The sequence below is a fragment of the Synechococcus sp. R5-13 genome (assembly GCF_047462015.1).
Taxonomy (GTDB): Bacteria; Cyanobacteriota; Cyanobacteriia; order Thermostichales; family Thermostichaceae; genus Thermostichus.
In genome coordinates this window covers 13,099-25,320 of the sequence record NZ_JANSIL010000079.1, presented here as the reverse complement: position 1 = coordinate 25,320, position 12,222 = coordinate 13,099, and the positions used below count along the sequence as shown (strand labels likewise).

Sequence of the window (12,222 nt, the reverse complement as noted above, 5' to 3'; positions counted from 1 at the left end):
CGGTCCCGCCCTTTTAAGGGGTATAGTCTGCTTCCTTCTCAACTGTTGTGGATATTCTGCGCAATGCCCCGCTGGGGATTTATCTGGAAGAGCCTCGCACCTGGCTACATTGCCTGGATCCGCGGGTTAAGCTGGCCTGGCTGCTCAGCTTTCTCCTCAGCCCCATTTTGGCCGGCAATGGTTGGCGCTTGGCCGTGGTGGTGGCTCTTCTGCTGCTAACTGTGGCGGCCCGTCTGCCGCGCCGGGTTTGGTCGGGCCAACTCTCCCTGGTGCTGGCCCTGAGCCTGCTCACCTTTGGGATCACCAGCTTGGCGCCGGATGGATTGGGGGTTTTTCCCCAACCGCAACGGCAGGATATGCAGGTGGTGGGCTATGGGCTGATTCCCGTTAGCGGTGCCGAGCGCTCTGTTCGCGACAGCGGGAGGGATTCCTTTTTGGCTGTAGAACAGGGATCCCCAGACCGTGCCTGGCGGGCGCAAACCCGTGCCTGGCAAACTCCTTATCGCTACCGCCTGGTTCAGTTTTCCCTATTGGGACGAACCTTTCAGGTCTCCCGCCGTTCTCTATCGGTGGCGCTGCGGCTGGGCACCCTCATTTTTACGTTGCTCTACGCTACCCATTTGTTTCTGTTGACCACGGCCCCCGAAGAAATTGCCGAGGGGATCGGCCAATGGTTGCAGCCTCTCAAGCGTTGGAGATGGCCGATTGCCGAAGTAATTCTCACCCTCACCTTGGCGCTGCGCTTTCTGCCTTTGGTGATGGAAGAGGTGCAAAACTTGGCGCGGGCGGTGCGAACTCGGGATGTGCGCTGGGGATCCCTGAGTTTCCGGGGCGGGATGCAAACCCTGCTGGCCTTGGTGGAGCGCTTTTTTGAAAACTTGCTCCTGCGTGCCGAACAGACGGCTATGGCAATGCAGGCCCGTGGGCTGACCGGCCCAGACCATCCCCTGCGCTGGCACCGCCTACAACTGCGGCGGCTGGATCGCGGTTTACTGGCCCTATTGCCCCTGTTTTGGCTGCTCAGAACCTTGTCCCACTGAGGTGACCGGCAAGGATGGGCCAAAGCCTTTTCCTACCTGGGGGGAAAGTGCTCCGCACCGCTGTCGCGAACGCGATGGGGCTCGTCGCTGCCCATCGGCAGGAGCAGCCGAGAGACACAACGCCCATCGGAAGAGAGGTAAAAGGAGAGCTGGCCCCCCATCCGCTGCACCACCCGTTGGCACAGGCTGAGTTCCAAACCAGGACTCACCGATAGAGGCGACTTGAGCAGAGGATCTGCGTAGATCACCTGCTCTGGCCCCAACTGAAGGGCGGCCATCAGGTGAGGGTCGAAGCTGCCCTGATCCACCACCAGCAGCTCTGCATAGCCAAAGGGCTCCGCACCGCTGTCGCGAACGCTGGCTTGGCTCCACAGATCCAGCCGCCCCCCTTCCGGGCTGCGCAAAATAGCGGCTGTCAACACCTCCCAGAGCACCATCTCCAGTCGTTCGGGATCCCCCTGGACGGCAATGCTCATGTCCCCATGGGCCCGCGGCCACAGCTTGCGTTTTTGGGTCAGGCCCTCCACTCGGCGTAGGCTTTTGCGCACCAAGGTTGCCAAGGGCACCGACCGCGACTGCGGCTGCACCTGCCAAGTTTCCGACTGCAACAACGGCCTTGTGGAGACGGTCAGATCCCGCAGCCCTCTGCCAATTTCCACTACTTTTTGCCAGCGGGTGGCTTCGTCTCCGGGGATCTCCGGCACCTGACCCAGGCGGTGCAGGCTGTCCAGAAGGGCATTCTGCATATCCAGCAGGCGGCGGTGCTTGTACCAGTTCAACTCCCTGAGCACCTCCTGCCGCTCTTGCAAAGTTTGCATCCAGAGCAAGCGCCGCAGCGTCCAGCCGCAGGTCTGGGCGATCAGCATCACAGCCGCCCGCTCGTCGGGATCCCAAACCTTGCCCGCTTCTGCCCCCAAGATCAAAACTCCCAAAGCTCCCGCCTGCGAGGAGTTTGTCTCCCCCAGCGCCACCAGCAGCCAGGATCCCAGGCCGGCAGCAAAGTGCTCCGCACCGCTGACGCGACTGAGCCAAGTGCGGCTGGCAGGGGGGATCTGCTCCTGGGTGAGCGGCAGAGGTTCTGCCGACTGCAGCGCGTAGGCCAGTAGGGGATCTTGCAGGTCGATCTCGGTGGAGCCGGTCTCCGTCCCGGCAGCGGTAGTAAAAGGCCCCTGGAGCTGAGCCCGGCTTTCCCCCGGCTGCCAACTGACCACCAGCGCCAGAGGGATCCCCAGCAATTGGGCCGTCTGTCGAGTGGTAGTGGTGTACAGATCTGACAAGGTGGCCAAGTTTGGCAAGGTTGAACAAGTGGCGATCAGGCCCTTGAGCAATTGCTCTTGTCGTTGCCGGCGTTGTTCTGACCGAATTTGCCGCAGGATCACCCCCACCTGTTGGGCGATCCCCCGCAGCAGTTGCCGCTCTTCCCGGCTCCAGGCCCGTAGCTGGGGATGCAACACCAAGAGCAGCCCTTCCACGGGTGTGTTGGCCCCGGTATGGGTCAGCATCAAGGAACGAACCCCTGCCAGTTCCTGCCGCCAAGAGAGCAGGCGCAGATCTTGGTCGTAGTTTTCTGCCACGACCACCTCGCTGCGCATGAGATCCTGCCAGTCCTGGTCGCTCAGAGGGCTGAGCTGCTGTGGCAAAGTCTGCTTGCCTTCCCTGCGGTACTCGTAGAAGAGGCGGGGGATGGGGCTGTCGGGATCCACCGTCAACACGGCCACTGCACCGACTTTCAGGCGCTGGGCCAGGCCGACAACGGCTTGCTGGAGAGCCTGTTGCAGCTCCGCCGGGTTGTAAAGCGAGCGGCCCACCTGTTGCACAAACTCTTGGTCATCGGCCAACTGGCGAATGCGGCGATCCAGATTTTCTAGGGGGGCAGCCAAGGCCAACCCATTGGCGGCAGCGGCCACCAACTGTCGCTCAGCGGCTTGCCAGGTACGGGGCACATCGGATTGCACCCAGATAAACCCCAGCAGATCCTTCTCCAGCAAAATCGGGGCTGCCAAAACAGCCTGGGCTCGCAACTGCTGCATCAGCTTGGGGGGAACCTCAGAGCGAGTCGTCCCTGTGCCGCCCACCACCACCTGGCCATCGGCGAGGGTGTAGTACATGTCCCCCAATTCCCGCAGCGAAAGGCTGACCTCTCCTGTCGGCCCTGCTCCGACTTTAGCCCCTTTGGGAACAGGGGGCTGAGAGGACTCCGTCCCCCCGCTGTTGCCAACAGCTTTGGGGACGCTCCCGTGGGGAACGAACTGACCCTGGCTGCGCTCGTGCCAATACACCTGAATGTGGACGGCGCCCAGGAAAGACTGTAGCTCTTGCTTCACCCAGCTGACCCGTTCCTGCAGGGATCCCGCCTGGCGCATCGCCGTTCCCAACCTCAGGAGTGGATCCTCAAGGCGCTTTTCGGTCTGCTGTTGCCAAGCGTTTTCCAACTCTTGCAGAGAAGCTGCCAACTGCCCCAGCAAAATTCCCAAGAGAGCCTTTTCGTCCTCATGGGTGGTAACCCCCCACATTTGGGATCCCAGCATCAGAATCCCCAAGCAGCGCCGCCGTCCTACTGCCGTTCGCGACAGCGGGCCGTAGGCCGAGAAGGGATAAATGAAACAGCCCTGGATCCCGCCCAGTCGCCTGGCCTCCCGCTGCCAAATGCCCATGCGCGGTTCCTGAGAGAGGTCGGGCAGGCTGATCGGTCGCTGCTCGATCACCACCTGCTCCAGGATCTCCCCCGGCTGTAGAGGATGCACCGCTCGCAGTAGGGTTTGATCCTCAAGAAGGGTCACTCCCCCCTGGCCCACCAACTGGTGATTTTGATAATCGTAAAAGGCCAGCCAGATCAGCGGCGCCCCAAACGCCGCCTTGACATACTCCAGCGTGAGCTGAACGAGGGTGTTGGCATCGCTCTGCTCCCGCATCTGCTGCAAGGTTGCTTGCAGGGCCACCAGGGGAGATATTGGCCCAGCTCTATCGGAATGAGGGGGAACAGACTGAACCATACCTGTGTGGAGCTATTCTGCGGGTTCCTCTGCAAGTCAATGCCCTCTCAGCCAGATCTCCGTCGGATCTGAGCCTTATTTGTTGCTGGGCAACGCTGAGGCAACAGGTGAGAAGAAGAGAGCCCGGACTTGTTGCTGTTTGGAACAACTTTGGCATACTCTCCGCCCCAAGGGGCAGGGATTCTCGACGTCGGGCGTTCGCCCCATCCTCGACGCAGTGAAAGATTTGGTTTTCATCTCTCACCCAGCCCCAGTGTAGTCTGTCTGCAGCCGTCCTTCATGGCTTCCTAACTTCCCTGGGGTTGGTCGCGGAACGCTTGGAGAGTGTCTCAATCTAGTTTGGAATGACTGTAATTTCAGGAGGGCTTCACCACTGGGATCCCGCGCAGCTTGTGAGTATGGGTCACCAAGCTCTGGACAAAGTGTTGAAAGCGCTGTTTTAGCTTCTCGTCTTTGAGATTGCCTTGCTCGTCAAAAGCGTTCCAAGCCCGACCGATGGCGATTTGCTCTGGGATCACCCAGCCATGCACCCAACGCACAATCAAGCGCATCTGGTTCAGGGTATTGCTGTTGCTCTCGCCGCCCAAAACGCTGATTAACCCAAAGACCTTACCCTCCAGTTGCTCAAAACTCAACAGATCCAGTGCATTTTTCAGGCTGCCGCTGATGCCGCCGTGGTACTCCGGGCTGGCTAGGATGATCCCATCCGCCCGCTTCATGGTTGCTCGTAGGACTGCCACATCGGGATAATCCGCATAGGACTCCGAGCCATCCACAAAGGGCAACTTCATCTGCCGCAGATCGAGGATGTGCAACGGGATCCCCAACTTCTCAAACTCGCGCCGCGCCACCTCCAGCGCCTGGTACGTCAGGGAATTGGGCCGCAAGCTGCCCCCGATTGCCACGAAACGAGCCGCAGAGGTTTCAGCCATGGTGGTTTGAGGATTGCCAGTGAGGGCTTGTAGAGGAGACATGGGCCGGACTCCCGAGCAGACATCAGTTACGTTGCAAACAATCATAACTCATACCAACTTCGAGTTGTAAAGATTTCTTTAACTTTTCTGCTCCCCAACCCTAATGCATTCGCCGAAGCGTTGCATAGCGATAACAGCCGGATTCCTATCCAGAACTGGGGATCTGGATACCCTTTAGCAAAGGGATCCAAGGCCAGCGGATCACCTGCAGCAGGTTGGAAAAGTCATCCCGCCAGACGGGATCCCCGGCCTGGGGCAAAAGGGGCTGCCAGGGATCTAGTTCCTGCAGGACTCCAGAGTTTTGGGCCAAAGGGCTCCGCCCTGCTGAGGCGGTCGTCGAAGCGTCGCGCGGCGATAACAGCACCCAGTGGGAAGGGGCCAGCCCCGCCTGGCGTTGCTCAGGGGAGAGATCCCGGTGGTCTTGGTGCCAAGCGTGAAGCTGCAGGGATCCGGCCAGGCCGGCCAACAGCGGGGCCAGGTCGAGGTGGCGGTTGGTGATGTTGAAGAGCAGCCAGCCGTGGGGCTTGAGCTTGCTGAGGTAGAGGGCCAAAGCCTCTTGCGTGAGCAAATGCACCGGCACTGCGTCAGAGCTGAAGGCATCCATCACCATCAGGTCATAGCTGCCCTCTGGGATCCCCTTGAGGCTGAGCCGGGCATCGCCGAGGATGACCTGCACCCGCGCCCGCATCTGGGCCCACCGGAGATAGGAAAAATAGCGCCCCGCCCAATCGGCCACGGTGGGATCCAACTCGAAAAACGTCCACTCATCCCCTGGCTCGGCATAGGCGGCCAACGTGCCGATCCCCAGCCCCAACACCGCAATGGCGGGCGTGGGATCCACAGTCTGGGCTCTGAACGCCGCAAACACCTGCCCAACCGGCCCAGACCGAGAAAAATAGGTCAGCGGCTCCAGCGCTTTTTCCGGATCCAAGTTTTGGCTGCCGTGTAGAGTGGTGCCGTGCAGAAGGCTGCGGAAGGATCCCTGCTCAGTTTGGTATTCCACGATCCGGTTGAGGCCGAAGGCGCTGCGCTCGCTGTGGATCACCTGCAGTCCCGGCTGCAGCCAGGGTTGCCCCAGCAGCACAACCAACCCCGCCATTGCTCCCACCCAACCGACCTTGGCCTGCCAGCCAGGGGCTCCGCTCTGCTGCTGTGAACGGCTCTCCCCTGACACCAACAGCGCCAGCACCGCCCAGCCCAACGCCAAACCCACCCCAGCGCCCACCTGCAGCAACGCCTGCGGTTGAAAGTGCAACAGCAGCAAAGGCAGGAGCAGCCCCAGCCCCAGCCACAGGCCCACCCGCCCCCCCTGCGCCCCCAGCACGGCCAGCGACATCCCCAGCAACAGGGGATATTCCAGCACCGTCTCGAACACCTGCGGTGCCAAGAGGGCAGAGAACATTCCCCCCAAACTCCCCCCCAAAGCCAGCCACAGGTAAAACTGCGTCAACTGCTCCACCGGCGGGCGACGGCAAGCCAACCGGCTGTGGCAGCCCCAGCTCACCAGCCCAAAGGTGGTCAGATGCAGCGGCAAAAGCAAAAAACCCGGCCTCACCCAGCCCAAGACCTGTGTCCCCACCGCCCCGCAGGCCAGAAGAGCTGTCGTTCCCAAAACCCCCTTATTGGGGTGGATCCCCCCGAAAGCCAGCATGAATGTCAGCAGATAGATCCCCAGAGGAATGGCCCACAACAGGGGCACTGCCGCCACGTCGGTGGTCAACAAGGTGGTGACCGCCACCAACAGGCCCGCCGGCAAAAAAGCCAGACCCGCCCAGCGCCAACGCTCTCGCCAGGAAACAGCCCAATTCCCCAGAGCAGCGCCGGATCCCTGGGAATCCGCCCCGCGTTCTTGTGGCTCGGCAACGCCGTTGCAACTGAGCAGCAGACCCACCCCGCTCAGCAGCACCAGGGCTGCCACCAGCGCGTAGGATCCCGTCCACAGGTGAGTTTGCCCAGCCAAAGACAGGCGGGGCTCCAACACCAGCGGGTACCCCAGCAGCCCGCCCAAGCTGCCGGCATTGCTGGCCACATAGAGAAAATAGGGATCCAAAGCCTCCCGTTGCCCCGCGACCCCTCTTGCCGCCAACCCCCGTTGCAGCAACGGCGTCGTCGCCGACAGGAGAAACAGCGGCACCCCAGCTCCCAAAGTCAAGTTTGCCAACAGAGCGAGAGGGGGCCACCATCCTTCCGGTTGGCCGGGGATCCCCAGCTGAAAGGGCAGAAGCCTCAGCCCGACCAGCAGCAAGATCCCGTGGATCAGCACCCCCATCCTGGGATTGAGCCCGCGCCCCAGCCGGTCTGCCCACAGGTAGCCCAAAAGCAGGGTGGCCTGAAAAAAGGCCAGGCAGGTATTCCACACCAGGGGGGATCCCCCCCACAGCGGCAGCAGCAACTTGCCCACCAACAACTGTCCCCAGAAGAGGCAAAAAGCGCTACCAAACAAGCTGAGGCCAACTAGCCAAACCAAAGCCGACCCACCGCAAAACCCTCAACTGCCAGTATTCCCCACTTTCTCCCGGAAGCTTGAGATGGGATGTTGTAGCCGCTTGGTGGTGCCCCTTGGGATCACCCAACTCAGAGGAAGGCCGATCCTTGTTCCTCGATTCAAGTGCGCCAACGGGTGGAAGGGGGCCACCCTCCGCCAGTACTCTCATTTGCCCCGATCACAAGGACTTTGTCCCGCTGTCGCGAACGGTTAGGATCGCAACGCTGACTCAAACCTACACTGCACCCCCATGTTGCCATGCAGCGCCAACGCGAACACAGAGCATCGCTGGCTCTGGCGTGACCAGCCCATTCGCTACCAACAGTCGGGATCCACAGGCCCAGCCGTGTTGCTCATCCATGGCTTTGGGGCCAGCAGCGACCATTGGCGGAAAAATTTGCCGGAGCTGGGGCAGCACTGTCAGGTGTATGCGGTCGATTTGTTGGGGTTTGGGGGATCCGCCAAGCCCCTGCCGGGATCCCCTTTGCCCTACACCTTTGAGACCTGGGGATCCCTGGTGGCCGATTTTGTGCGGGAGGTGATGGGCCAGCCGGCCTACCTGGTGGGCAACTCGATTGGGGGCATCGTGGCTTTGCAGGCGGCGGTTCTGGATCCAGCCCAGGTTTTAGGGGTAGCGATGTTGGATCCCTCGCTGCGGCTATTGCACGAGCGGAAACGAAAGCAGATCTCCTGGCTGCGCCGCCAGTTTACCCCTTTGCTGCAATCCCTGCTGGGGTGGCCTCCCTTTGGTCGTTTCTTCTTTGCTCAGGTGGCCCAGGCTAGGGCCATTCGCAATATCCTCCTCCAAGCCTACGGGCGCAAAGAAGCGGTTACCGAGGAGCTGATCCAGCTTTTGCTCAAACCCGCTTTGGAGCCGGGGGCGGCAGAGGTCTTTTTGGCCTTTGTGCGCTATTCTCAGGGGCCTTTGGCTGAAGATCTCTTGCCTCAGCTCACCTGTCCCGTCTTGATCTTGTGGGGGGAAGCGGATCCCTGGGAACCCATTGCTCTGGGGCGGGCCCTGGCAGAGTTTCCTTGCGTGGTGGGGTTCATCCCATTGCCGGGGGTCGGCCATTGCCCCCAGGATGAAGCCCCCGAGCTGGTCAACCCGCTGCTGTTGGACTGGATCCGGGATCCCACCCGAAAACCTGAGAAAGGACTCCATTCTCTCCCCCCAGAAGAGGGGAGCTAGGAAGCGGCGCAGCAAGAGCTTCCCTGGGCTCAAGGATGGCGCGGGCTGCCCTTGGAATTCTCATAATCTACGCCCGACCAAGGTGCTCCAGTTGATCCAGGTTGGGGCCCCTCAGCCGGAATGCCTGGCCAAACCCCTGGATGAAGCTGCCAGCTTTGGGGATGATCTGACAGAAGTGAAAATCCGCCAAGCCCAGGATCATCTCGGCAATCTCGTACTTGGCGCGGTAGAGGGCTTCAAACCCCTGCGCCTGCGCCTCCTCGCGGCTGAGAAACTGGGCTTCTCCGCTCACCATCACCCGCGGCAGGGCGTGGTTACTGCGGGGATCCCCTGGCGTAGGCGGCTCGTGGATGAGTAGCGCGGCCCGGGGATCCGCCCGCAAAGCCTGGGTGTGGGCAGAAAGATCGCTGATGACAATGGCAAAGCGCAAGGGATCCCGCTGCACCACAAAAGGCACCAACGACACCGCCGGGGATCCCTGCTCCAGCACCGCCAAGCTGGCCACCGGCTGGCCATCCAGCAGCATATTTAACTGTTCCAGCACCGACATGGTTGTCCTCCAGTCCCCTTGCTATTATCAGCTCCCCTGTACTGGGACAAGAGCCACAACCCTGCTTACAGGCTGTTCCTGGCCTGGTTGAACTCTGCCCGGCAGCTCGGAACATTGGGCGTCAACAACGTTGTAAATAAAACTTTACAATCCTATGCAAAGCGAGCTACGCTGGGAAAGAAAGCACGAGGAGAACCCTATGACCCGATATCGCTCCGTCGTCGTCGAAGAAGGCGGTCGGCTGAACAACTACGCCATCGAGCCGGAAATGTATGTGGACAGCACCCCCCGCGTGGGCTTCACCGACTATGCAGAGCGCTTGAACGGGCGTTTGGCAATGATCGGCTTTGTTGCCCTGATCCTGTTTGAAGCTCTGTCCGGTACCACCCTGCTCGGCTGGCTGCAATCCCTGGGCCGATAAGCCAAAGAATGCTTCCTAGGAAGAGGGCTGTCTCTAATCGCCGATTGACTGTTCGCGATAGTGGGACGGAGTCCTCACTTTGCTGCACAGTTCTCTACAACCTGATGTGCAAACGCTAGGCAGTTGTGCGAGTGTGCAGAGAGCGGGTGGTTAGGTTTATGTTTCTAGACCCCAGCTACCGTTTGAAATGTACCCCAAGCTCTGGGGGAACTAACGCCTGTGGAGACTCCTCTGGCGGGGTGGTAGGTCTAAAACCTACCGCTAGTCAAGGGTTGCTGAAGCAGGAAGAAAGCAACAGCGCTGAGCAAAAATCTGTTCTGTTCAGTGCTGTGTAGGTCTTTCAGAGCGGCATCTCCCAGTGCAGCTCGACATGGGTATGGCCTTCTGGGGTGCGGGTGCGATGCCAGGATCCCTTGGGTAGATAGCGGGCGATGGTGTTCATGGCCTTGCTGCCGTAGCCGCCGCTGAGGCCGGGAGCGTACTCGATACCATCGTTGACCACGGAAAGGCAGCAGTGGCGCTCCGTTTGGGCCAGCGACACTCTGACAAAGGAAGCATTGCCTTTGGGGGGTTGTACATGGGCGATGACATTGCCGATGGCCTCCCGCAAAAAGCGCAAGATGTCTTCTCGCTGATCAAACCACTCGCCGGTGTTGGGCTCCTGCAGAGGTTGCAGTTGCCGCTCTACAGATAGCGTTAGGCTGCCCGATTGGATCAGTTCATCCAGATAGATCTCGATGCCTCGATGCAGCCCTTCTCGTAAGCTGGGGGAGATGCGCAGCTTGGCAGCTAGAGTGCGCACATCGTTGAGCTGATTCCGGATCCCGCGTCCGATCCTCTCCAGTTGTTCGAGCAGGTGATCGTAGACGGCGGGGTCGGGCGACCTGCCTTGCTGCTGCTGCCATTGCAAGCTCTCCAAGTTGTCCATCACCACCTTCAGCTCCTGCAGCTCGCGATCGTGAATGTCGGTGGCTACTCGGTAGAGCAGCTTGCGAGCCTGGTCAATGGCGGCCTCCTGTTCGGCTCGGCGCAGGCGCTCCAGTTCCTGTTGCTGGGCCAAGAGCCGTTCTTGATTCTCCACAATGACCAAAGTGAGCAGCAGGCTCACCCCCGTTAGCCCACTGGCCAGGGCCGGCAAGACGAGAGGCCAAACCCAACGCCCCAGTAGAAACTGGGCCACAGCCCACCCTTCGTAAACGGCAAGCCCCACCACAGGCCGCAGGAGAAACTGCTGTTGCTTCCAGCCCCAAGGGCTCAAAAGTGCTCCGCACCGCTGACGCGAACGTAGGGGGGGACGATAAAGCACCAAAAGCAGTCCCGTTCCCACTCCCAGCAGCAAGACCACCGCAACCGCCACCCCCCCCGGCACGGATTGGTAGACCTCCCCGGTGAGCAGGCTGGAGAGGACTTGCGCCTGCAGCTCCACCGCCGCAATCTGGGATCCATCCGCAGTCCGCACTGGGAAGGTTTCGGGGTAGCCGCCCACAAAACCCACCAGGACAATTTTGTCCCGCAGTTGGTCGGCAACTTCGGGATCGAGGGGAGGGATCCCTTCTTGGCCGCGGCAGGCTTGGCTGGGGTTGATCATTGGGGCAACAGACCCGGATCCTGCCTGGAGAACAGCTGGAGGGCAAACCCGTTCGATGGGGATAATGGGGATCCCGTGCTGGGAGCCGAGGGGGTTGAATTGAATCGGCTGCAAACCCCGTTCTCGAAACCAGCGGCTGGCCCGCTCCGGGTCGTATTTGGCAAAAGCCAGAGCCTCGACCGAGGCGAACATCTGCTCCTCTTGGCTGTCGCGGCGCAGGTAGAGCCCCCGCAGCTGGGCCTGGCGCAGGATCCCGGCACTGTCTACCCGATGTTGCACCACCCCCTGCACATGTTCTGGCGGCACCAAGTACTCCAGCCGCAGGGAAGAAAAGGGCAGGAAATGGTTGTAGATGTTAATCTCGGAGCGGCCAAAGCTCTCGCTGCTGCGGGTGGCCAAGACCAAGCGATCTGGGTAGCGCTGTACCACCTGACGTAGAGGGGCATCTAAGTTCTCGTTGCCCAGGTTTTGCGGCACCACAAAGCTGCTGGGCAGGTTCAGCACCACCACCCTGGCCTTGGCTTCTTCCAATAGACGCAAGGTCAGGCCGGCGTAGTTGGCCCGTTCCAGAAGAAAGTCAACCTTTTGGCCAAGGTGCTCTGCACCACTGGTGCGGCCATTGCTTTCCCCCTGTCCGCTGTTCCCGTTAGCGGGAACGTGCTCCGCACCGCTGTCGCGATCGAGTCCTATACGACCATCAATGCCGACGATCACCACCTCGGGAGAAGGCTGCTGAGGGCCACGCCAAGCGTACAGCCACTCCTGGGCGTCGCTCTCCATCCGCACCAACAAAGGATGCTGAGCAGAAAGGTTAAGCAGAGCAGCCCAACCCAAGCCCCAAGCCAACGCCCAGCCCAGCCGCCGCCGGGAGGGGGATGGTCGAGCCGGAGAAGTAGGGCTTTGGCCAGCGAGCAAGTGGGGGATAGAATCCGGCATACTGCAAAGTGCTCCGCAACCCCGACGCGAACGGCACTGCAGACGC

The 12,222-nt window shown here is 60.9% G+C and carries 8 protein-coding genes; 3 read left to right on the top strand and 5 right to left on the bottom strand.

What is annotated here, in order from left to right; all coding sequences use genetic code 11:
* The first annotated feature begins 47 nt into the window (after positions 1-47).
* Positions 48-1,040: an energy-coupling factor transporter transmembrane component T family protein gene (locus NW840_RS06570; RefSeq protein WP_414343221.1), complete on the top strand. Its 993-nt coding sequence runs from the start codon at positions 48-50 to the stop codon at positions 1,038-1,040.
* A gap of 32 nt (positions 1,041-1,072) precedes the next feature.
* On the opposite strand, the gene NW840_RS06565 is transcribed toward NW840_RS06570, so the two are convergent.
* From NW840_RS06565 to NW840_RS06555, 3 genes are all read right to left on the bottom strand, one after another.
* On the bottom strand, positions 1,073-4,033 hold the full coding sequence (locus NW840_RS06565; RefSeq protein WP_414343219.1) for a GAF domain-containing protein: 2,961 nt from the start codon (positions 4,031-4,033) through the stop codon (positions 1,073-1,075).
* A 356-nt stretch (positions 4,034-4,389) separates the two neighbouring features.
* Positions 4,390-5,007, bottom strand: coding sequence for an NADPH-dependent FMN reductase (locus NW840_RS06560; RefSeq protein ID WP_414329765.1), 618 nt, complete (start codon positions 5,005-5,007; stop codon positions 4,390-4,392).
* A gap of 145 nt (positions 5,008-5,152) precedes the next feature.
* Positions 5,153-7,474, bottom strand: a complete 2,322-nt coding sequence (locus NW840_RS06555) for a spermidine synthase (RefSeq protein WP_414343218.1) — start codon at positions 7,472-7,474, stop codon at positions 5,153-5,155.
* Between the two features lie 268 nt (positions 7,475-7,742).
* Between NW840_RS06555 and NW840_RS06550 the strand changes: the two genes are divergently transcribed.
* The gene (locus NW840_RS06550; protein ID WP_414328821.1) at positions 7,743-8,681 is read left to right on the top strand and encodes an alpha/beta fold hydrolase; all 939 of its coding nucleotides are present in this window, start codon (positions 7,743-7,745) and stop codon (positions 8,679-8,681) included.
* Positions 8,682-8,748: 67 nt separating this feature from the next.
* On the opposite strand, the gene NW840_RS06545 is transcribed toward NW840_RS06550, so the two are convergent.
* Positions 8,749-9,231, bottom strand: coding sequence for a pyridoxamine 5'-phosphate oxidase family protein (locus NW840_RS06545; RefSeq protein ID WP_414343216.1), 483 nt, complete (start codon positions 9,229-9,231; stop codon positions 8,749-8,751).
* Between the two features lie 199 nt (positions 9,232-9,430).
* Between NW840_RS06545 and NW840_RS06540 the strand changes: the two genes are divergently transcribed.
* Positions 9,431-9,652 (top strand): high light inducible protein, encoded by a 222-nt coding sequence (locus NW840_RS06540; protein WP_414328818.1) that lies wholly within the window; start codon positions 9,431-9,433, stop codon positions 9,650-9,652.
* A 340-nt stretch (positions 9,653-9,992) separates the two neighbouring features.
* Here the strand turns inward: NW840_RS06540 and NW840_RS06535 are convergent, their stop codons facing one another.
* Complete coding sequence (locus NW840_RS06535) at positions 9,993-12,176, bottom strand: CHASE2 domain-containing protein (RefSeq protein WP_414343215.1); 2,184 nt, start codon at positions 12,174-12,176, stop codon at positions 9,993-9,995.
* Between the last annotated feature and the right edge of the window lie 46 nt (positions 12,177-12,222).